The sequence below is a fragment of the Stieleria varia genome (assembly GCF_038443385.1).
Taxonomy (GTDB): Bacteria; Planctomycetota; Planctomycetia; order Pirellulales; family Pirellulaceae; genus Stieleria; species Stieleria varia.
In genome coordinates this window covers 4,152,226-4,174,527 of the sequence record NZ_CP151726.1, presented here as the reverse complement: position 1 = coordinate 4,174,527, position 22,302 = coordinate 4,152,226, and the positions used below count along the sequence as shown (strand labels likewise).

The window sequence follows — 22,302 nt, the reverse complement described above, 5'->3', positions numbered from 1 at the left end:
CTTTGATTGCGATGCATGGGACAAAAACATGGACTGAAAAAACAATGTCAACCCAAACTTTGAGCAGTCCAGTTTATTTCCCTACTGCTGGCGCAGCCGGTGGCTCCCAGTGAGCCTCAGGCGCTAGCCGTGGGCCTAAGGCGGATTGTGGTGCCGGCCCACGGCTAGCGCCTGAGGCTCACTCTGATTGCGATGCATGGGACAAAAACATGGACTGAAAAAACAATGTCAACCCAAACTTTGAGCAGTCCAGATTCTTGACAATGAGTTGTCCATCGTTGGGAAATGCAAACTGTTTCTCCTAACCCGCGCCTAGCGTCATCGGCTCACAGAGACAACGCAACACGACTAACTCAGCAGTCTCCTGCGCCGGCCAAGGTCACTGATGCTATTTGGCGCGAAATGCTTTTGAGGCGGCGATGCCTTGAATGAGCGAACGAAAACTCATTTCGTCGCCGCCGGCCTCGGAGATGATTTGATCGATCGTTGGCCGGTCGTTTGCGACCAAGGTTCGAGCCAAAGCGTACATCAGCATCTTTTCGGTCAGGCCACGTACAAAACGTGATCGCTGTTTTTGTAACGCTTGCTTGAATTGGACAAAATCGTCAAATGACTCTCCGCTCGGCAATTGGCCGCTGGCATCGATCTCGGGGCGGTCGTCTCCCCACTGGTTCAACGGCTTCTCGCCGTCGAATCGATCACGCCATTGTCCGATCACGTTGAAATTCTCTAACGCCAATCCGTAGGGATCGATGCGGCGATGACAATTGTTACACGTCGTCTGCTCGCGATGCAGCCGCAGCCTTTCTCGAACCGTCAATTTCTTTCCGCCAAGGTTCGGCTCCACTTCGCCTGCATTGGGCGGCGGTGGTGGGGGCGGATCGTTGAACAGCACGTCCAAGATGTACTTGCCACGCTCGACCGGCTTGGTCCGACTGCCGTCGCTGCCCCAGCGATGAACTCCCGCCATCCCCAGCAAACCGCCGCGGATGATTTCGGGAGATGGCATGGTTGTCGACCGTTCAGCCGACTGGCTCGATGTCAGTGCGACGCGTTGAAACCGATCACCGCTGACACCATCGATGTCATAGAACGATGCCAATCGCTCGTTGAGCATCGTCCAATCCGAGTCGAGCAATGCCGTCACCGGCTCGTCGGATCGGATCAGCTCGCCGATCATTGCCAACGGCTGCTCAGCGACGTCCGATTCCAAGCCGACGAAACGAGTTTCGTAGAACTGGGGAAAAATCTTTTCGTCGGCGGGAAACTGATTGAACTGATCGATCTTGAGCCACTGTCTCGCAAACCCCTGCAGAAATCCATCTATCCGATCGTCACCAAGCATACGGTTGACTTCGGATTCCAACACTTTCGGATCAGACAGTTTTCCTTGAACAGCCAACGCAAAAAGTTCATCATCGGGCTTGCTGCTCCACAAAAAGTAGCTCAGTCGGCTTGCCAACTCCATCGGCTGCAACAGACGTGCATTGTCCGTTTCCGAGGCTTCGTAGAGATACAGAAAACTGGGGGAGCAAAGGATTGCTACCACGCCGGTTCGCATCGCACGCTGCAGATCATGCCCGGCATCGAGTTCCGATTGGATCAAGTCGGTGATCTGCTGGATCTCGGTATTGCTCACCTTTCGCCGATAGGCACGGGGCAACAGACGACGGATGACTCGCCAGCGGCCATCGGCATCGAGCGTTTCCGGATCCCAACCGTCGGAAAAAACCTGCCGCATGCTCTGCGGCGGATAGTCGCTGCCCAGGGGGCCAGTGACTTCGATCCAATCCAAATAAAGTTTCGGCAAATCATCGAGTTTCCACGCGTTGGGCGAAAATGCACCGCGGTTGTTGGTGTCGTAATCACCCTGTGCTCGCAGCCTTGCTTTGATCCGCGTTGCGTCCACCAAACGTCCCTGATCAAACGCCTTTTTCGATTCTTTGAGCGCTTCGCCGCGGCTGCCCACGTAGTCATGAAACTTGCTGCCGTTGACGATACCGATTTGGAATTCACCCTGGAACAGTTCGTCCCTCGTGGTGATCGCTTCGTAAACTTGTGGAGAGTCGGGGGACGCGTCCACGCGAAACTGAGCAAAGCTTTCCGCAGGGCCTTGACGGACATCCATGTAGACGGGATCTCCATCAGCACCGGGCACCGCCGATGCTTGCACACGAACGCGATACTCTGCGGTGGCGGGAATCTCGGAACCGCTGAAGGGATGCCGAAGTTTTCCAAAGGTACGCGCGTTGCCTTCCATCAAAACCATGCGTCCGTCCACGATTTCGGCACTTCGCTGATCGATCAAGTACTCCATCGCGGAGCCCTTGGTGTCACGAAACTCGAATCGCATCGTTCGCGACGTGATCAGCGGCGGTCGAAACTGGATCGCTTTCTCCGCGACGGTCTCCGCGACTTGGAGGTAGGCGTCCAGCAACGAAGGGTCGACCAGCAGAGCCCGACTGTTTCGATCAAATCCACGAATCGACCCGTCGGGAGGCAGGACATCCAGCGGACCTTTGCCTTGAACAAACTCGACACCCAGCAAATCGCGAACCGTGTTGGCGTATTCCAGACGAGTCAATCGGCGCAGGACGACGCGACCACCGGTGCTGTCAGCCGCTGCACGCATCTGCTGCAATTGATCCGTGATCCAGCCCGTCACGACCTCCAACTGCTCCGGCGTCGGTCGCGGTTCGTCCTCCGGTGGCATCTCACCTAAGTTGATTCGATCCAAAATTTCGACCCAACGCTGGGCAGCCATGGAGTCATCGAAGTCGGCGGACAGGGAGCGAAGATTCAATTCGCCCTCCGTCAGCTTTTCGTCGTGGCACCGAACGCAGTGCTCCGCGAAAAAGGGCTGTACCGTTTGTCGAAAACTAACCGAATCGGCGGTCGCCGTTGAGGCCCAAGACCCGAGCAGCAACATGAGCACCAAGATCACGCGTGGACAGCGTTGAGAAAAAGATTCAAATGGCATCAAGAGTATTTTCATCGCTCAGCGAGTCCTGATTCGCAATTCTGGACAAGATTCTTGTAGTTGCGTCACAACCTGACGCCCGGCGTCAGAGAGTCCGTCACCGTCGATTTGCAGGTCACGCAGTTTGGGGAGTTCGCAAAGGGCGGCGAGTCCTGTTCCGGTGATCGCGGTGCCGCGCAGTTCCAGTTGACGCAAATTAGGTAGACGCCAGAGGCTTTGGAGTCCTTGATCGGTGATCTGCGAATTGCCGCGAATGTACAGCTCATGGAGCGAAGGGATGTCGGCAATCGTTTGGAGCCCATTGTCGGTCAATGCATCGCCATCGATCACAAGTGTTCGCAATTGGTTCAACCCGTTGCACGCAGCGACCGTCTGATCACCTGCCTTGGTTTCGAATAGCTCCAAGCGTTCGAGTTGGCGAAGCCGACCGAGCGTCGCGAAATCGGAATCTGAAAGCGTTGAAATGTCCCTGAGCGACAGTTGGTTGAGCAGGCGAAGTGACGCGATGTCCTGCAGCCCACTGGGTGAGATCAAGGGTGATGAAACGTGCAACTGACGCATCTCAGGAAACTGTGTGAGCGTCCGCGCCGCCGAGTCCGTCAATCTTTGGATGTGCAATTGAGTCAGCGGCGAACCGACGTGGTGACGCAAGAACTCTCCGGTGCATGCGGTCGAGGCCAAGATCACTTCGCGAAGCGTTTTCAACGGAGGTAGCTTCTCAAGCCCGGCGTTCGTGATCCCCTCGCCTTGCAAGTGCAGGGACTCGATCTGATCCGCGTTGCGAAAGTGATCCAGCAGCGTGTCGTCCAGGTCGACGGTGCCGGTGATCTGAATCCAACGCAAACCAGGATGATTTGCCAAGGGGGCAAACGTTTGTGAAGTGATGTCATCACCTCCGGATCGGATGATGATTCCGGCGAGTTTCTGTGCTCGGCAGACGGATTCGATCATCTCCGTCGTGATCTTGCCTGGCGGTCGTATGTCAAACTCCACCGGGTGCATCAAATCGCCGATACGTTCTTGAGCGTCGCTGCCGAACGCGTCGCAATCGATTTCGTAGCGAATCACACCTTGGTGGGCTTCCACGGTCGCACGTGCAATCGAGCGTAGTTGTTCATCGGCGGCAACCGATGCGGCGTGTCGCTGCTCTGCGGCCCCTCGCGCAGCCTCACTGGCTTGGCGAACCACTCGAAATCCGACATAGCAAGCCGCATCACTGGCTTCGAAGTAACCTCGCATGGAGCTTTGGCATTGAATTGGTGAGACAAACCAACTGCCTCCCCGTATCACTCGCCAGTCACCATCCTGCTGCCAACGCTCGGTACACACGGGATCGATTGCGCGCGGTTGGACACTACGATAGCCGTTCGATTTGAACTGCGTGTAGAAGGTGTCCAGATAATTGTCTTGGCACCACTCCCAAACGTTTCCGTGCAAATCGTGCAGGCCCCAAGCGTTTGCGGTGTAGTTACCCACGGGTGCCGTGAACACTTGACCGTCGCCGGGATCGCTTTCCGTGTCGACCAACCACTGCTGAGTGACACGTCCCGGAAACGATTTTTCCAGCTCCGCGTTTCCGAGATTCGCGTGTCGGTGAATTTGACCAGGGTAATCATCGCCGAACGAGAACAACGTGTCGGTGCCCGCGCGGCACACGCATTCCCATTCGGCTTCAGTCGGCAATCGGTACTCGGCGTTTTCTTGCTGACTGATCCATTCGCAATACGCCATTGCGTCGTTGTAGGAGACGCCCACCACGGGACAGTCATCGGTCTGTGGAAACCCAGGGGAGAGCCAATCGAACTCGGCGGCCTGCGCGAAGGATTGTTTGGGGCGTTCGGGTCGATCGCCATCGATCGGCATCCAGCCGACGATCCCGTTGCCGCTGGATTGAGCTTGAGTTTCGTATCCGGTTGCCTGCACAAATCGTTTGAATTGTCCCACGGTGACTTCTGTGGTCGCCATGTAAAAAGGACGTGTCAGTATGACGGGATGGCTGGGCTGGTCGTCACCGGCGCTATTGAAATCCGAGTGGTCCTTGGCGAACGCACGCGAATCACTGCCCCCCATCACAAACTGGTTGGGCTGGATCAAGCGGAACTGCTGTCCAGAACGGTCGGTCAGCTCGCTTGGCTCTGGGGACTGTGAGCCAGCAGCACCCGCAGGAACGCAAATCGAAACGACGATCAGGCAGCAGAGGAAATGTGCCCAACTTGAAGCGTGGGACCGCACCAGCGGCGTTAGTCTACGAGAGCAATTCACTGATGACACCATGGCTGTCCTGCATTTGATCGACTTGGGCTCCCATCGCATGGGCCATCGTGTGCCACAGACCGGCCAACGGAGTTTTCTCTGGCAGCCGTAGATGGGTCTTGTGTTTGATCCCCAACGCTTCACCGCCAAAGACGATGGTTGGCAGCCGATCTCGAGAGTGATCCATGCCCGCGCTGCTTGAAAAAGCGAGCACGGTATGATCCAGCAGACTGCGACCATCGGCCTGCGGCACCGAGTCGAGACGTTCCAATAATCCTCGCCAATACCGCATGTTAATCTCATCGACCTTGGCAAGTTCGTCCAAGTTCTTGGGATCGTTGTTGTGGTGCGTCAGTGCGTGGAAACCCTTTGATACCCCGTGCACCGGGAAAACACCGCCCCTGAGTTCTTGGCGAACGTTGTACGTGATCACGCGAGTCGAATCGGTCTTGAACGCCAATACGACTAGGTCATACATCAGTTTTTGGTAACGGTCGTAGTCGAACTCTCGCGAGTCGGGTGTCAGGGAAACGGAGTAATCGCCGATTCCTGCGAGTTCGGGCTGTGGCTTTGGTTTGGTCGACCAATCGATATCGCGTTTGAGCTGGTGTTCGATTTCTGCGACAGACGTGAAATACTCGTCGAGCTTGCGTTTGTCATCGTTGCTGACGCCACGCTCCATCGACTTGGCCTGCTCGGTCACCAAGTCCAAGATGCTGCCGCGGCGACGGAACTGCGCATCCCGCATCTTGGCCGCGGCCGGGTCATCTGATTGGAACATTCGCCCGAATAGAACGTAGGGATCGTTTTCGGCGGCGAGGGGGATCCCGTTCTCGCTCCATGACAATGTCGCAAGACCTTGGTTGCCAAAGTTCGTGCCACGATCAATCGAAAACTGCATGGACGGAAATCTTGTTGCGCCGCCGATCTGTTTTGCGACCACTTGATCAGCCGAGATTCCACCTTCTATACCGGAACTGCTCCATCCTTTCGTGCCGGTCAGGAACGTGTAGTCGCCGGTGTGGCCTCCACCGTGCTCCAGTTGCATACCGGAGAGGATCGTCATTCGTTTGCGAAAATCCTGCAACGGTTTTGTGATCCGTTTCAGCTCGCACGATTCGCCGGTCTGATCGGGAAAGAACTCGTGAAGGTTCATTCCGGTTCCAAAGTGAGCGACCAGCATTCGACGCGGGATGCCACTTTCCGATTCGGAGGCGGCGGCGGATGCCCGCCGAGGCACCATCGACTCCAGCAGCGGCAATCCCATGGCGACACCGAAACCGCCCAGTAACTGACGCCGACGTACGTTGGAGGTTGGTACGTTAGATCGTTTCATGAGGATCTTTCCATGTTCGTAATGGTGGGTTATTCGTGATGGTGGGTTAGACGAGGATGTCGTTGATGACGTGACAGGGCTCGACACCGGTCAAACGCATGTCCAGACCTTGGAATTTTACAGAGAATCGTTTGTGGTCGATGCCCAGCAAGTGCAGCATGGTGGCGTGCAAATCGCGAACATGAACGACTTGATCGACCGCATGATAACCGAGTTCATCGGTGGCACCGTGGCCGTAGCCGGCTTTGACACCGCCGCCGGCCATCCACATCGAGAATCCTTTGATGTGATGGTCTCGCCCCGCACCGCCCTTTCCCTGAAACATCGGCGTGCGTCCGAACTCGCCACCCCAGATGATCAACGTGTCGTCAAGCATTCCCAAGCGTTTCAAATCGGTCAACAATGCCCAAGTCGGCTTGTCGGTCAACGAGCAGCAGATATTCATGTATTTCTCCAACCCGCCGTGGTGATCCCAGCCGCGATGATAGAGCTGGATGAATCGAACGCCACGTTCCGCCAGACGCCGCGCGAGTAAACAATTGGAGGCATACGAACCGTCACCGGCAGCCGCTCCGTACATCTCCAAGGTTTCCTGAGTTTCGTCGGAAAAATTCGCCAGCTCGGGAACGGAGGTCTGCATCCGAAACGCCATCTCATAGGTCGACAGTCGTGTCTCAATCTCGGGATCGAGTGTCTGCTGACCGCGTTGCTGATTCAGATCGTTGATCGTGTCGATCAACCGACGTTGTTGCTGACGCGTGATTCCCGTCGGCGGATTGACGTAGTTGACGGGCTGGCCGCTGCTGCTGAACTCGACGCCTTGATATCGACTCGGCAAAAAACCGGACGCCCATTGCCGCGACGCGATCGGTTGTGGGTTGCGTCCGCCGACACTGGTGAGCACCACAAAGCCCGGCAGATTTTCACTTTCGGCGCCCAAACCGTACGTGACCCAAGAGCCCATCGATGGACGTCCGCTGATCGCCGTGCCCGTGTTCATGAACGTGTGCGCGGGATCGTGATTGATCTGCTCGGTCACCATCGAACGGATCACACAGATATCGTCGGCCATCTTTTGGTGATACGGCAAAAAGTCACTGATCCACTGGCCGCTTTTTCCGTAACGCTGAAACTTTGTTAACGGTCCCTGGCATTTCAGCTCCTGGCCTTGCAACTGCGCGATCGGCTGTCCATCGGTAAAGGATGCCGGCATGGGCTTGCCATCCATCGCCGCCAACTCGGGCTTGTGGTCAAACGTCTCCAAATGCGAAGGCCCACCCGCCATGCACAGAAAGATCACGCGTTTGATTTTGGGCGAGTGGTGAGGCAGCCCGCTGCGGCCTGCCGCATTGGGGGACGACGCGTTGATTCCCGACGCTGATGATTCTCCAGCCTTTAAATCGCCAGCCATCAGGTCTCGCGCCATCAGCGCTGAAAATGCAGTACTACCGAGACCCACACCGGTACGAGATAAAAAGGTTCGACGGTTGGCGAGATTGGCGTGATGATGAAACATGAATCCGCAATCTGGGGAATGCAAAGGATCGATTTTGCTATCCCTCGATTATACATCATCGGGCGTCGTACTGCTCCAGTCGTGGTTTAGCGGAGAATTGGCTCAACGGAATTGGCTCAACGGAGAATGAGGGCTGTGCTTCGCATTATTTGCCCTGTAGCCGAGGCGCAGGAGACGCATCAACTGGATCGCTCCGCAACGTCACGGCTCAGGGCGTTTGGTTTGTGTTTGGGCGGTACGATAGTGTTCGATTTCGACTCGGGATGTCGATGGGGGATCTTTGACAAGATCCACTACGTGGTCATGGTTCGGAAAAGCGACAGGATCTTTAACAAGATCCACTACCCTAAAGACAAGTTGCCCCAGACCATTAGCCCGGATTATTCATCAGCCGGCACGCGATAGCGTCCGGTTCCCGAGTAGAGGCGTGAGAACCGGACGCTATCGCGTGGCGGCTTCATGCGGTTGTTTCAGTACATTAGCGGAGCAAAACATTAGCGGAGCAAACGAAGCCGAGCAGAAAATCGCAATGACCACACCGGTCTTCATGGAAGGTGAAATCGGCCAGTCGGATGTCTCGATGGGGTTTGTGATGGCCAAGGAAGTCGCGGCAAATGGCGTCTCCGACCCGAAAGGTGAAGGCGTGAAGCTGCGTGAGCGAAAGGGCGGACGATTCGCGGTGAAGGACGCATCGGAGACTGACAGCGAGGCAACGAAGGACTCATGAGCAGCGACGTTGGCAACGATTGGCAGGTTGAAGTCTTCTACGATGGCGAATGTCCGCTCTGCCTTCGCGAGATCAAGCTGCTCCGTCGACTTGATCGAAAACATCGGATTCAGTTCACCGACATTGCCAACCCTTCGTTCATCTCTGCAAGCTACGGGATGACCAAAAAAGAGTTCATGGATGAGATCCAAGGTCGGTTACCGGGCGGCGAGTGGATCACGGGCGTCGAAGTGTTCCGCCGCCTCTACGCCGCCATCGGTCTAAAGCCTCTTGTCGCACTTACTCGACTTCCCGGCATTTCGCATGGAATCGAGATCGGCTATCGCGTCTTTGCCAAGAACCGATTGCGATTGACGGGGCGATGCGAAGATGGCACTTGTCAAGTCAACTAGCTTCCACATGTGTTGCTCGCCGCATTCGATAGTTCGTCAACCACGCTCCGCGGCATTCAACCGATTGCTCACGCACGACGCTGAATCCCATCCGCAGGAAAAATGGCTTCGCTGTGATGCTGGCGTCGGTCGTTATTTCTTGAATCGATTCCTCTGCGGCATCGCTCAATAGCCTCTCGACAAGTCGACGAGCAATGCCGCGCCCCTGATGGTCGTCGGATACGAATAACCGATCAAGATGTCCGTCGCGAGTCATGTCGGTGAAGCCAACGACACTTTCATTTTCAATCACAACGTAAGCAAAGCGGTCATCGAACCTGGCTCGCCAAGATTCCAGCTCGATCGTCGGCGAAGCCCACGCTTCGATCTGGTCATCGGTGCAGTCGCGCGAGTTAACGCGATGAACGCAATCGCGGAACAGATCCAGGCATGCCTCTGCATCGCCGGAGCGAAACGGTCTCAGTTGTAATGACGCAGAATCGTCCATTACTCGACCCAGTACTTTTCATGGTCTAGTGCTTTGCAGCATTGAATCGTGCCTTCGAATGAATCGACCGCATGTGTTTGCAATTGGAGAACCATCCAAGCGTCTACGTTCTTCTCGGGAATAGGATACGGAGCTTGGAACCCGCGCACGCCGGCGGGGAAAAAACCAAAGCGAGAGTAGTACTTCGGATAGCCGAGTACGAAGACGAGTTGGACGCCGGCCGCGGCAAGTTGTAGCAATGCCTCTTTGACAAGTTGCGTCCCGATACCGTTACCTTGCAGCTCGCGGGTCACAGCCAAGGTTGCAAGGATGTGGGCAGTCGCTCCATCATTCGATTCGCCGGCCGGCTTGATCGTGACCGATGTGAAGAGCACGTGACCGACAATCTCCTTTTCGGACTTGGAAACGAATGAATGGATCGGTTCTGCTGTCTGATCGTCGAGCATCTCCTCGAGCAAGCTCACGATCACGGGGCCTTCATCGTTGCCGAAGGCATCGAGATGTACTGCGAGGATGCGGCCACGATCATCATCACCAAAGCAAACGCCCTTGGAAGATCACTCTCGCTGGAGCTGATCCATGAAGTGGTCGCCAACAATGACAAGAAACGTTTCGCCTTGAGCGACGATGGTTTGCGAATCCGGGCCAGCCAGGGGCATTCGGTATCCGGCGTTGAACTCAACCTCGCCACCACGTCCATCTTTCGCCCGATGATGAGACCGCGACCAAAGTGGGCTCGCGGCGAGGCAAGCCAATCATCCTTCAGATGGCCGCCGGCACGATGCACCGTGACGGACACAAACTCTATCTCTCCGCCAACGGCGTCTGGCTCGTCGATGCAGTGCCGGCAACCTACCTGACCTTTCCAGAACGATCCGGTTGATGGCGGCATTTGCGTCTGCGGCTAGTGGTGGCACACTTGGTAGTGGGATTCGTCAGAATTCCTTTCGCACTGGATTTATGGCGAAATCCAGTACACCATTCATTGAGGAAGCGTCCTCCACCACGGTCTCCGCCGACTTGCTCCACCTTACGATTGATCGCAAGTTGCAAAAGTAAACTTGTTCAGAACATTGCGATTGAATGCGAAAGCGAGGGCAAAACATCAATGCGGACGATTTTGCAAAGCCGCTTGATTGGCCGTGCGGGTTGTGAAAGTTGTCGATGCGTTGCCAGACACTCGGCGAGGACAGCGGGGGAATAAACTGATAATCTGCCTGATGTCGGATTTTGGGGCTTGCCAAGCCTCGCTAAATTACGCAAACTGCGTAACGCATGCTGCGTAATTTGGAGGTGGCGATGAATCCTTTTTCGTATGGCGGTATCGTTGGAAATGGTGCATTCTGCAATCGATCCCAGGAGCTGGGCGAGCTCACGGAGACGATGCAGTCGGCAGGTCGCTGTTTCGTCTATGCCGAACGCAGGATGGGCAAAACGTCACTGATACTTCGTGCTTTAGGTAAGTTGCCCAAGAAGCAGTTTGTATCGGTGTATGTGGATTTGTGGCCGACAGACGGATCGGCGGCGTTTGCGGAGGCCACCGCAAAGGCAATTTCTTCGGCCGCAGAAACGACAACAAGGCGACTTCTCGAGGTCGGTAAATCACTTTTCGGTCGATTGCGGCCCAGTGTTTCTTTGGATGATTCGGGGCAGCCAAAGATCGATTTCGGAATTGAGGGTCGCGCCGTCTCGAAGACGGATCTGATTGAGGTCTTGGACGCACCGCAAAAGCTTGCGAAAAAAACGGGGAAGACCGTCGTCATGGTGTTTGACGAGTTTCAGCAGATCACGGACTACGAAGATGATTTGACCGAGCGGCAAATTCGCAGCAGCATTCAGCACCACAAGAATGTTGCCTACATCTTTCTGGGGAGCCGCAAGCATCTTTTGCAGTCGATGTTTCTCGATGAGTCTCGTCCCCTCTACCGATCGGCGATGCATTATCCGATCGGTCCGATCGATACGAAACATTGGCAGCCGTTTATCTTGAAGCGTTTTCAAGACGCGAAAAAGCGGATTGACCGATCGGTGATCGACGAGCTGTGTGCGCGGACGGGAGGTCATCCGTTTTATACACAGCATTTGTGCCACGTTCTTTGGTCGATGACGGATGCGGGGGAGGAAGTCAATGGCGATCATCTTGGCATTGCCATCGCTGAATTGCTGCGCCGAGAAAGCCATGCCTACGTGAATCTGTGGGAGTCGCTGACCAAGAACGAACAGCGATTCCTTCGAGGGCTTGCTCAAAGCGAGGTTCCGCCCAAGCCTTTTTCATCCGATTTCACTCGCCGATTCGGGTTGCGAACTGCCTCAAACTCGCAACGTGCGGCGGAGTCTCTCGAATCAAGCGATCTGATTGAACGAGAGGAATCTTCGTTTGTCATTACGGATCGCTTCTTTCGGCTTTGGATTCGGCAGCTGTTTTCTTAGTAGCGATCCTTTCTTTCTGTTCCAATGACAATCGATCGAAAAGCTATCGAGACCAATCTAAGGCTGCATGTCGATCGACTTGCGGGACTGATCGGTCCGCGCGCCTTGAGCAAGCCCAAGACGATTCAGGCCATGATTGGTTATATCGAAGGTCAGTAGTCTGAGATGGGATACATTCACACTCGCGAATATTACGACGGCATGGGCGACGAAGCGGTGTGAAAACACTCGACGGGGCAAACCACCAAGCAAGCTTTATCTTTGCAACCGATGCGGGGTTGGGTAACTACCATTGTCATCGAATAGCCCTTAGTCTTGAGGCATTCGTCTGTAGTGGATCTTGTTCAAGATCCGGTGTGTAGTGGATCTTGTTCAAGATCCGGTGTGTGACGGGATCTTTGACAAGATCCACTACGGAGCTGTGAATGAAAGGGTGTTTGGTGGCTTTTCGATGCCGTACTGTGTTAGGTGGGATGTTGAGTGACGGTTAAGTGTTTTTATGGCAGCGAGGAACGTAGCATGATCGGGAGCAGGACATGACGGGGGGTGTTCGTTGGGTTGGGCTGGCGGTGTTTCTGGTGGTCTGTCTCGGCGCAGGTGGGCTCGGTGCCGTGGCGACCACGTCGGAGATCAAGGGCTGGTATCAGACGATCGAGAAGCCGACTTGGAATCCGCCCGACTATGTGTTCGGTCCGGTCTGGACGACCCTTTATGTGATGATGGCGATCGCGGCGTGGATCGTTTGGTTGCCCAATGGGCTCAAGGACTCGAAAACACCTCTCGGACTGTTCGTCCTGCAGTTGGCATTAAATATCGCCTGGTCATGGATCTTCTTTGGATTGCACCAACCTGGTTGGGCGTTCGCTGAGATACTGATCCTTTGGCTGGCGATTGTTGCGACGACGACTGCGTTTCTGAAACGGTCAACAATCGCTGGCTCGTTGATGATTCCGTATCTCGCCTGGGTCAGCTTCGCCAGCGTGCTGAACTTCACGATCTGGCGGCTCAATGCCGGATAGCTGCGCGGTTTTCGGATGAAGGTGCGCCCTGGACACAGCCTTCGAACGAATGTCGCTCGATTTTCCAAATCGATAGCGTGCCCCGGAAAACGTATTGCCAATCCCAAACGCTCACTTGCGCAGACCGGCCCCTCCCTCGCATTCGCCTGGACGGCTAAGCTCGACCTCCCCCAAGTTCCTTGGGGGAGGTGTCAGATTTGCGTCGCGGATCAAAGCGTTTGATGGTGTTCGTTTTCGACTTGGAAAGTCGAACGACAATTGTCGCTCGATTTTCCAAATCGATAGCGTGCCCCGGAAAACGTAATGCCAATCCCAAACGCTCACTTGCGCAGACCGCCACCCTCCCTCGCATTCGCCTGGACGGCTAAGCTCGACCTCCCTCAAGTTCCTTGGGGGAGGTGCCAGATTTGAGTCGCGGATCAAAGCGTTTGATGGTGTTCGTTTTCGACTTGGAAAGTCGAACGACAATTGTCGCTCGATTTTCCAAATCGATAGCGTGCCCCGGAAAACGTATTGCCAATCCCAAACGCTCACTTGCGCAGACCGGCCCCTCCCTCGCATTCGCCTGGACGGCTAAGCTCGACCTCCCCCAAGTTCCTTGGGGGAGGTGTCAGATTTGAGTCGCGGATCAAAGCGTTTGATGGTGTTCGTTTTCGACTTGGAAAGTCGAACGACAATTGTCGCTCGATTTTCCAAATCGATAGCGTGCCCCGGAAAACGTATTGCCAATCCCAAACGCTCACTTGCGCAGACCGCCACCCTCCCTCGCATTCGCCTGGACGGCTAAGCTCGACCTCCCCCAAGTTCCTTGGGGGAGGTGTCAGATTTGAGTCGCGGATCAAAGCGTTTGATGGTGTTCGTTTTCGACTTGGAAAGTCGAACGACAATTGTCGCTCGATTTTCCAAATCGATAGCGTGCCCCGGAAAACGTATTGCCAATCCCAAACGCTCACTTGCGCAGACCGGCCCCTCCCTCGCATTCGCCTGGACGGCTAAGCTCGACCTCCCCCAAGTTCCTTGGGAGAGGTGTCATTGGACAGGGCGTGAGAACCGGACGCTATTGCGTGGCGGCTGATTTCCGCAGACTGTTTTGCACCAGCCCATGCTACGGTCTTTCCATTCGCGTCGTGACTCGATCAACCCGCCCACTAACCTTTGAGGTTGTAGCAGAGCACCTGGTCGCCTTCGCGAAGGAACAGTTTTCCGTCAAAGATTACGGGGTGTGACCAACTGGGCCGGTCGCCGCTGCCCGGTGTGGTGAAGCTGCCAAGTTCTTCGTAGCCCTCTGGAGACGCTTTGACGAGCGCCACGACGCCGTTGCTGAAGCGAACGTAGACGTTGCCATCGGCGGCGGTCACGCTGGCGGATTTCTTTCCCGCGCCACGAGATTTCCATTTGATTTCGCCGGTCATCAGGTCGGCACAGAAGGGGATGCCGCGATCGTCGGAGTCGCCGTAAAGATAGTTGCCGACCAAGACGATTCCGCCGTGCTTGTTTCCCAGATCGGGAGTCGTGGGATAAATTTCTTGGGCATCAACGCCATCGGACGTGGGCACTTGTTTGACGAGCGTACCGCCGGTGCCATAGCCTGCGGAGAAGAACACCAAGTCGTCCTTCACAATCGGTGTCGGGATCACAGCGGTTGTTTTCTTGATGTCGTAAGTCCAGAGCAGCTTGCCGTCATCAGCTCGCACACCCATCGCTCCCGAGCCGGTGGTCTGGACATAGACGCGAGTGCCGCCGACGTTGGAGATGACGATCGATGCGTGTCCGGCACCTCGATCCTCCGGGCGCGAAGTTGACCAGATCGTTTCACCGGTATTCTTGTTCAGTGCAACCATCGTGTTGGTTTCGCCGCCTGGAGTACAAACCAGTTTGTCACCATCGATCAGAACCGATTCACTGTACCCCCATCCGTCTGCTTTCTTGCCAGCGAAGTCGTCCTTCAAGTTCTTTCGCCAGACTTCATCACCCGAGGTCGTGAACTTGATCAGATCACCGTGGGCGGTCAGCACATAGACATGGTCGCCGTCGACGGTTGGCGTGCTACGAGAGCTTTGCCAAGATTCTTGGCCGCTGGTCCAAGGTGCACCGGTCTTGCTCTTCCAAAGCTGCTGACCGGATTTGACGTCAAAGCAAACAAGGTATTCATCGTCATCGCTGGCGGTCGATGGAGCGTCACCGATTGTGTAAAGTTTTCCATCGTCGATTGCGACGCTGGAGTAACCACGGCCGGCACCCGTCGCCGTCCAGATCAGTTCCGGGCCGCCCTTGGGCCAGCTGTTCAGCAGCCCGGTATCGGTTGAAACTCCGGTGCGTTGCGCACCGCGAAAGGTGGGCCAGTTGTCATCGGCGAAAGCTGACGTGGCAAGAAGAGCGGCGAGGCTTAGCAAAACGGCAAAGCGTTCAATGGATGGCATGGTTTGTCCCATGAGGAAACGGGTGGGGCGGGATCACAGCAGCAGGATCACGGCGGCGTGATCTCAGCGGAGGGCCATTTGGACCTGCGCTGCATTTCCCCAAGTATCGTTTCCTTTGCCCTGATCGGCAATCATCCCGCCGGTTCCAGGCATGAATTCCGGCCGTTTTCACGCCATTGGAGCATACGATGGTGCCCCTACAATGAGGCGTTAAACTTCTGTCGTAAACTTGACGTTCTTAAAAGCGTCCGGATTTCGAGTTGAGGTGCAAGAACCGGACGCTATCGCGTTCCGGCTGATCTGCGCAGGCTATTTTCCTGCCAATCCGCGCAAGTCGTTTCACTCAAACGTGTTGCGATAACTGTAGTGAGTTGCGTGAATATTCCTGGCTAGCCCCGCCGGCGACGTCACGCGGCCGCTTTTTGGCCTTGCGGCTCGGCGACGGCGATCCATTTGCTGATCTTTTTCTCGATGCCTTTCCACTGTTTTCCTGATCGCAGATCACAGAATACGTGAAACAGCATGTCGGTGGACTGGCTCAGCAAGCGGATCGCATCAATGCGATCTTCGTCGGTGAACTCCTCATCGTCGTCCAAGTGGATCTTTGCACCGCTGATTGCAAAACGCTCAGCTTGCAAAGTCAAATCGAACTGACGTCCATCGCTGATCATCGTCATCCCGGTCTTGCGAGGCAGCTTGCCACTGCGAATGGCCTGCAAGGCTTCGGGCAGCTTGGTGGGGCACTCCGCAGTGATCGATTCTTTACCGGACTCTGCGTTGGGGCACTCCAGGGCGAGTGTCTTGTTGAGCATCACGGTGACTTCCGATTCGTCGGCCAGTTTGATGGTGTCGCTTTCGTTTTCAAGGTACCACCAGAGCCACATCAGAAACTCGTTACCGAGAAAGTCGGGAGCTTGCGAGTGCTCGTTCGCCCAAGTATGGCTTCCTTGAACGAACTGTGAAACGAAGCTGATGGGCAACAAGTCGTCGACTTCCGCGTATCGGTCTGCGTCGACCGCCCAGTTTTGCGCGACGGTGCCGGCGCCGATGTGACGCAGTTCGACGCCGAAACTGCTTTCCAGCAAGTCCATGCAGAGACCGCTGGCGTTTCCGACGCTGCCGCCGAAGTACAGGAGTTCTTGATCGAAATCCCAGAGAAAGGGAAAGTACTGCATCTTTCGATACTTGCCAGATTCCGCCTCGACTTCACAACGCTGCTCGACTGCTTCCTTGGCTTCCTTGCGTTGTGCTTTGGTGACCGTCCCGTCCTCGCTATCCTTTGCCATTCCGGCAAGTTCCATTTGCATCCACGCGGCGCGAATCGCTGCGGGAATCTTGTTCGTGTCGATACGGACGGAGCAGTGAAGCGCGTTGTTGATCACATTCTTTTCGAGCGAGAAATCTTGATCGAACAAGTGTTCGCCGCCCAAGAATCCGACGTGAACGTTTTCGGTGTTGGCCGTTTGAAACTTTCCCGCGGCATGCTGGGCCAAGATTTCGATGTGTTCGTCCCCGAAAGCGTCAGCGTCAAATCCGGTGACGCTGAATCGTTCAAACCCAAGGCTACCGCGCAGGAATGGCATAAGAGATCTCATTTGGATAGGAGGCGACAAACAGAATCCGTCGTGTCGTTATCGACTGAGAGCCCCGAAGAGTTTGTCGGTTTCTCAATAGGCCATGCGACAGTACGAGGTGACGCGACCGCCGCAAAACGCTTGGTGCCCAGGAACCGCTACGGTTTACCCAGGTGGTCCCAGCGAATCGCAAGACGGATGGGCAGGTGGTCGCTGGCAAAGCGTCCAGCCGCTGTCTTGGGATCGTGAATCTGAAATTCCGTCACGGTGACCGGCCCGCTCACGAACGCGTGGTCGATGGTCTGCCCCGGCGCGATCGCTTTGAAACCGTTCCAGGTACTGTTCGGTCCGGGCAATTTAACGACAGCGGCCGAACGTGCGTCCGCAAGCCCGGCGGCAACCAATGCCTTGTACGGCTCTGAGTCTGGGCGGCAGTTGAAATCGCCGAGCAAAATGAATGGAGTGTTCTCGGGTAGTTGGCCCACACGTTTGGACACCATGTTTGCACTTTCCAGCCGAGCCGTTGAGCCACGATGATCAAAATGCGTGTTCGCGAATACGAACTCCGTGCCGGACGAAATGTCCTGCAGTCTCAACCAGGAAACCGTCCGAGCGCACACGGCGTCCCAGCCCAGCACACCGGGTTTGTCGGGGGTTTCGCAAAGCCAGAATGTCGACGTGTCCAACGCTTTGACTCTGTCGCGACGATAGAACACCGCCGCGTGTTCTCCTTTGCTGACGCCGTCCTCGCGTCCCAGACCGTAGGAATCAAAATCGCCGCCGAGTTGCTCGCGCAGATCATCGAATTGCTCCGGTGTGACTTCCTGCAATCCGATGACGTCCCATTTCGCAATGAACTCGCTGACAGCGTCCGATCGATGCGGCCAGTAATCTTCGCCGTCGGCTTTGGTGGCCAATCGGATGTTGTATGAGACGACTTGCAGTGTGCGGATCGCCGATTCGTTTGTTGTGTCGCTGTTTGTTGTATTGTCGATTGCTGTGTCATCGTTTCCTGCAGCATTGGCAGGATGGATAAAAAGTAAGCTGGCGAGGGCACAACTGGCTGCAAAGACGCGGATGATGGACATGATTGTTCTTTGGAGGTTGGGTAAGGGCAAATGCTCGGCTATTCAATCGTAGTTGCGACTCAATGTGTCTGCGTTTTTCTATGCCATTTCATTTCCACTGTCACCTCCCCCAAGGAACTTGGGGGAGGTCAAGCAGAGCTGTTAAGGCGAATGCGAGGGAGGGGGCTTGTCTGCGCAGGTCATCGTATGGGATCAGCAAAACGTATGGCGGGGCACGCTATCGACTTGGAAAGTCGAGCGACATTTGTCGTTCGACTCTCCGAGTCGAAAACGAATCCAAGAAAGTACTGGTATGTCCCGCGTTTCAGCAAACAAAATGCTTCTCAGCGTTGCCTGCCATGGCATTCTGGGTTCACTCACTGGATTCACTCACTGGGCGATCCGGGCAAGCTCACACAGGTGGGCTTGGGCGACCGGTTGTGGACAACTCCAGACGAGAAAAAACAAAGCTTGACGACACCAACGGCCCACGGGATGCCCCTCCACAAAACCCGCTCCCTTGGCCGCCATCATCGCTGCTTGGGTCGCACGCATCACGAGGCTATTGGCCGAACCGCGAAGCTGCCCCGCGTCACATTGGGTTTCGCCCGCGACCGCGGCGAGCAACTGAAATTTCAACTCGTTGGCTTCCTTAGTCAATTGGCTGGTCGGCTGGACAAGGTCCTGGCGTCGCATCGACTCCTCTTGCAAGTATTCCAAGGCGGCGTAGGCCAAGCCGAGCGCCAACGTGGACGTCTGTAATCCGCCCGCGGTGCCTCCGGAGCCGGACGACAAGACGTTGTCGATCGGGCCGGCCAGTACGTAGCGTCGATCGACGTTCACTTGGTTGAACCGTACTTTGTCCGTGCAGCTCGCGGACAACGCAATCAGTTCGGCACCCTGTCCCGCAGAGACGCCCGCCAGGTTGGTGGGGACCGCAACGAGGACTTGCTCGCCGTCACCGGTCACGGCACCCACCACAATCAGATCCGCGTACGCCGCGCCGGTCACCCAAGGAACGACGCCGGAGAGCACGACGGAGGAACTGTGCATTTCGACACGCATCGGTGGCTGGTCCAGATGGCGTCCGCTGGTCGTCAGATGGCTGATGCCGACCGTTGCAAATTGATTGCCTGCGAGCAACGATGGCAACCAGCGATCGCTCGCAAACCGGTTCTCACTCCCAGCGATTCGCTTGATCGCTCCCACCCACTGCGTGATCACAAATGTCGTCACCAAGTCAGCTTGGGCAAGCCGCAGGTAGCCGAGCGTTTGCTCCACAGCGTTGTACCCAAGTCCTCCTTGATCGGTTGGCAAGAACCAGCGGCAGACGCCTTTACGTGCGCACATTGACAGTGAAGTCCATGGCCAATCGGCAACACCGCGATGACGCGCCGCACTCTGCTTGAGCTGTTGACACAACGTCGCAATGTGTGCGTCGGAGGAACAATCGTCTGAGGCAATCTCGCCAGTGGGCTGCTCAGGCACATCGTTTGGCAATGGTGATTCGTGCGACATGACGCAAATGCTTGTCAATCTGGGTGGTTTGAACAGGTGGTAGTGTGGTGTTGACGGAATCAAACGATACTCGTTTCGAGCCTATCATGGTTTGCCGCCACCTCCCCCAAGGAACTGAGACTGCTGATTCAGTCGTGTTGCGTATACAGGGATGAGCGGCCATCCTACCGTCATTCGATTGCCATCGTGGATTCAGTTATGAATCGCGAAATTCACGTATCTGATCGTTCACCCGTCGCAATGGGGGCTTCTTTCGCTTCAAATCAAGTGATGGACCGCGGACGATCGCCGGTTGATGTCCGCAGAGTTGTTCAGTGACTCCATTCCCACGCTGTACCCATGAGTCGAACGGAACTTCCTCACGCTGTGTCCCCCACGTCTCCTTTGTTGCCGCCAGGCCATGAAGCCGAACATGCAGACGATTTGTACGGCAAGCTCTGTGCGGTGGCAAACAATCTTTGGTGGAGTTGGCATCCGGAGTGTGATCAGTTGTTTCGCGACATTGATCCGATTCGATGGCGACAACTGGATCATAACCCGGTGGCATTGCTGCGTGAAATGAGTCCTGAGCGGCTTGCCGATCGCGCCAGTGAACTTGTTCTGCACAGTCGCATCAACTACGCGTACCGGCGGCTGCAGGAGTACTTGGCCAACACTCACACTTGGGCGGCGACCAACGCCGACGTATTGGGTGCCAAACCCGTGGCGTATTTTTCGGCCGAGTTTGGGATCCATGAATCCGTCCCAATTTACAGTGGTGGTTTGGGTGTTTTGGCGGGTGACCACATCAAGAGCGCGTCTGGACTGGGGGTGCCGCTCGTTGGAGTTGGGCTCTATTACTCGCATGGTTATTTTCGCCAGTACCTGGACGACGATGGATACCAGGGCGAGGACTACCTGGAGACCACGATCGAGAACCTGCCGATGCGTCCGGCGTTGGATCCCAACGGAAATCCAATCACGATCTCGATTGAAACACGCAACGGTTTGCTGTTGGCCAAAGTTTGGTTGATGCACGTCGGACGGGTACGGCTGTACTTGCTGGATTGCAATGTAGACGGCAACAAGCCGGAGGATCGCGAGCTGACGAGTCGACTTTATGGCGGCGATCAACGGACTCGGATTCGCCAAGAGCTGGTCTTGGGCGTCGGCGGAGTAAAAGCGTTAGCGGCGCTTGGTATCGATCCGGGTGTCTATCACTTGAACGAAGGTCACTCGGCGTTTGGTGCCTTGCAAGTCGTTTGGCAGTTCATGGACACCGATGGGATGACGTTCAAAGACGCTTGTCGTCAAGCCACTCGCATGACGTGCTTTACAACGCACACGCCGGTACCGGCCGGTCACGATCGTTTCCCGCCGGAACTCGTCGAAGAACACCTCGGGCCGTTGCGGGACGCGTTGGGGATCTCGGCCGATGAGTTGCTGGCGTTAGGACGCGTGGATCCGAACAATTCGAACGAGACATTTTGCATGACCGTGATCGGATTCAAGATGAGTCGATTTGCAAATGCGGTCAGCAATTTACATGGAGTGGTTTCACGACGGATGTGGGCGCACATGTGGCCAGGTCGCCCCGAAGATGACATACCGATCGGTCACATCACCAATGGTGTTCACGTCCTGACTTGGTTGGCCGGGCAGATGTCGCTGTTGTACGACAAACACTTTGCCGCCGACTGGAAACGACGCTTGCAAGAACCGGATGCATGGCAAGGCATCCATGGCGTGGATCCCGGTGAATTGTGGGAGACGCACAACGCGCTCAAGAACAACCTGTTGTCATTTGTTCGACGGCGGATCAGCCGCCAGTGTCGTCGCCGCGGCGAGAATGACAATGTGGTGGAATCCGCCAGACGAATTCTGGACCCTCGCGTCTTGACGATCGGTTTTGGACGCCGTTTTGCGACGTACAAAAGGGCGAATTTATTGTTCAGCGACTTGGATCGCGTCTCCAAATTGCTGAATGATCCTCAACGACCGGTGCAATTGATCTACGCGGGCAAGGCACATCCCAAAGACGAACCGGGGAAACGATTCATCCAAGAGATCGCCAATCTGCGACACGACCCTCGCTTTGCCGGTCGAGTGGCGTTCATCGAAGACTACGACATCAATGTCTGTCGCCACTTGATCCAAGGTGTTGATGTTTGGCTGAACAACCCTCGTCGTCCGTTGGAGGCCAGTGGCACCAGTGGACAAAAGGTCGTGCTCAACGGAGGGCTCAACTGCAGCATCTTGGACGGTTGGTGGGCGGAAGCCTACAACGGCGTGAACGGATTCGCGATCGGCCGTGGTTACTCACACAGCAAGGATGAAATCACTGACCAACGCGACGCCTTGGCGTTGTACGACACGTTGGAAAACCAAGTCATCCCCTGTTACTACGATCGCGATGCCGATGGGCTGCCCAATGCTTGGATCAAACACATGATGCACAGCATCAGCACACTCGCTTGGCGTTTCAGCAGCCACCGCATGGTGGCCGACTACAGCAGCCAAGCGTACTTGTGGGCCGCTGGCGGTGTCACCTGCGACATGCGTAACCGATAGTTGGTGAACATCCTTATCCGACGTCCATGCCAC

General features: G+C 55.8%; 15 protein-coding genes and 2 pseudogenes. 7 read left to right on the top strand and 10 right to left on the bottom strand.

The window, feature by feature from the left end:
• Window positions 1-388 precede the first annotated feature (388 nt).
• The 4 genes from Pla52nx_RS14020 to Pla52nx_RS14005 form a co-directional block, all read right to left on the bottom strand.
• A complete protein-coding gene (locus Pla52nx_RS14020) occupies window positions 389-2,980 on the bottom strand; it encodes a DUF1592 domain-containing protein (RefSeq protein ID WP_197454726.1) in 2,592 nt (863 codons plus the stop codon).
• 18 nt (window positions 2,981-2,998) lie between these two features.
• Window positions 2,999-5,074 (bottom strand): SUMF1/EgtB/PvdO family nonheme iron enzyme, encoded by a 2,076-nt coding sequence (locus Pla52nx_RS14015; RefSeq protein ID WP_197454727.1) that lies wholly within the window; start codon window positions 5,072-5,074, stop codon window positions 2,999-3,001.
• A gap of 151 nt (window positions 5,075-5,225) precedes the next feature.
• Entirely contained in the window at window positions 5,226-6,569 is a 1,344-nt protein-coding gene (locus tag Pla52nx_RS14010; RefSeq protein WP_146521068.1) for a DUF1552 domain-containing protein, read from the bottom strand.
• A gap of 46 nt (window positions 6,570-6,615) precedes the next feature.
• Window positions 6,616-8,085, bottom strand: a complete 1,470-nt coding sequence (locus Pla52nx_RS14005) for a DUF1501 domain-containing protein (protein ID WP_146521069.1) — start codon at window positions 8,083-8,085, stop codon at window positions 6,616-6,618.
• A 427-nt stretch (window positions 8,086-8,512) separates the two neighbouring features.
• Here Pla52nx_RS14005 and Pla52nx_RS14000 point away from each other — a divergent pair, with 427 nt between their 5' ends.
• Together Pla52nx_RS14000 and Pla52nx_RS13995 are read left to right on the top strand one after the other, a co-directional pair.
• Window positions 8,513-8,812 (top strand): heme-binding protein, encoded by a 300-nt coding sequence (locus tag Pla52nx_RS14000; protein ID WP_231742099.1) that lies wholly within the window; start codon window positions 8,513-8,515, stop codon window positions 8,810-8,812.
• Window positions 8,809-9,204, top strand: a complete 396-nt coding sequence (locus tag Pla52nx_RS13995; RefSeq protein WP_146521071.1) for a thiol-disulfide oxidoreductase DCC family protein — start codon at window positions 8,809-8,811, stop codon at window positions 9,202-9,204. Before Pla52nx_RS14000 ends, Pla52nx_RS13995 begins: the two co-directional genes overlap by 4 nt.
• Here Pla52nx_RS13995 and Pla52nx_RS13990 read toward each other — a convergent pair.
• Both Pla52nx_RS13990 and Pla52nx_RS13985 read right to left on the bottom strand, forming a co-directional pair.
• On the bottom strand, window positions 9,197-9,691 hold the full coding sequence (locus tag Pla52nx_RS13990; RefSeq protein ID WP_146521072.1) for a GNAT family N-acetyltransferase: 495 nt from the start codon (window positions 9,689-9,691) through the stop codon (window positions 9,197-9,199). The two genes, Pla52nx_RS13995 and Pla52nx_RS13990, sit on opposite strands and share 8 nt — an antisense overlap.
• Window positions 9,691-10,206, bottom strand: a complete 516-nt coding sequence (locus tag Pla52nx_RS13985) for a GNAT family N-acetyltransferase (RefSeq protein WP_146521073.1) — start codon at window positions 10,204-10,206, stop codon at window positions 9,691-9,693. The genes Pla52nx_RS13990 and Pla52nx_RS13985 overlap by 1 nt, the downstream gene beginning before the upstream one ends.
• A 12-nt stretch (window positions 10,207-10,218) precedes the next feature.
• On the opposite strand from Pla52nx_RS13985, the pseudogene Pla52nx_RS32935 reads away from it, so the two are divergent.
• From Pla52nx_RS32935 to Pla52nx_RS13960, 4 genes and pseudogenes are all read left to right on the top strand, one after another.
• Window positions 10,219-10,574, top strand: a pseudogene (locus Pla52nx_RS32935) (RNA 2'-phosphotransferase); the annotation flags it as partial.
• A gap of 416 nt (window positions 10,575-10,990) precedes the next feature.
• A complete protein-coding gene (locus Pla52nx_RS13970) occupies window positions 10,991-12,121 on the top strand; it encodes an AAA family ATPase (protein ID WP_197454729.1) in 1,131 nt (376 codons plus the stop codon).
• 24 nt (window positions 12,122-12,145) lie between these two features.
• A pseudogene (locus Pla52nx_RS13965) lies at window positions 12,146-12,277 on the top strand (peptidase M28); the annotation flags it as partial.
• A gap of 380 nt (window positions 12,278-12,657) precedes the next feature.
• A complete protein-coding gene (locus tag Pla52nx_RS13960; RefSeq protein ID WP_146521075.1) occupies window positions 12,658-13,140 on the top strand; it encodes a TspO/MBR family protein in 483 nt (160 codons plus the stop codon).
• 1,148 nt (window positions 13,141-14,288) lie between these two features.
• Here the strand turns inward: Pla52nx_RS13960 and Pla52nx_RS13955 are convergent.
• From Pla52nx_RS13955 to Pla52nx_RS13940, 4 genes are all read right to left on the bottom strand, one after another.
• Window positions 14,289-15,560, bottom strand: a complete 1,272-nt coding sequence (locus tag Pla52nx_RS13955; protein ID WP_146521076.1) for a PQQ-binding-like beta-propeller repeat protein — start codon at window positions 15,558-15,560, stop codon at window positions 14,289-14,291.
• A gap of 407 nt (window positions 15,561-15,967) precedes the next feature.
• A complete protein-coding gene (locus Pla52nx_RS13950; protein ID WP_146521077.1) occupies window positions 15,968-17,143 on the bottom strand; it encodes a hypothetical protein in 1,176 nt (391 codons plus the stop codon).
• Between the two features lie 149 nt (window positions 17,144-17,292).
• Complete coding sequence (locus Pla52nx_RS13945; protein ID WP_146521078.1) at window positions 17,293-18,222, bottom strand: endonuclease/exonuclease/phosphatase family protein; 930 nt, start codon at window positions 18,220-18,222, stop codon at window positions 17,293-17,295.
• A 369-nt stretch (window positions 18,223-18,591) separates the two neighbouring features.
• A complete protein-coding gene (locus tag Pla52nx_RS13940; protein ID WP_146521079.1) occupies window positions 18,592-19,719 on the bottom strand; it encodes an acyl-CoA/acyl-ACP dehydrogenase in 1,128 nt (375 codons plus the stop codon).
• Between the two features lie 339 nt (window positions 19,720-20,058).
• Here Pla52nx_RS13940 and glgP point away from each other — a divergent pair, with 339 nt between their 5' ends.
• Window positions 20,059-22,269 carry an alpha-glucan family phosphorylase gene (gene glgP, locus Pla52nx_RS13935; protein WP_146521080.1) on the top strand — a complete coding sequence of 737 codons (2,211 nt, stop codon included), beginning with the start codon at window positions 20,059-20,061 and terminating at the stop codon, window positions 22,267-22,269.
• The last annotated feature ends 33 nt before the right edge of the window (window positions 22,270-22,302 follow it).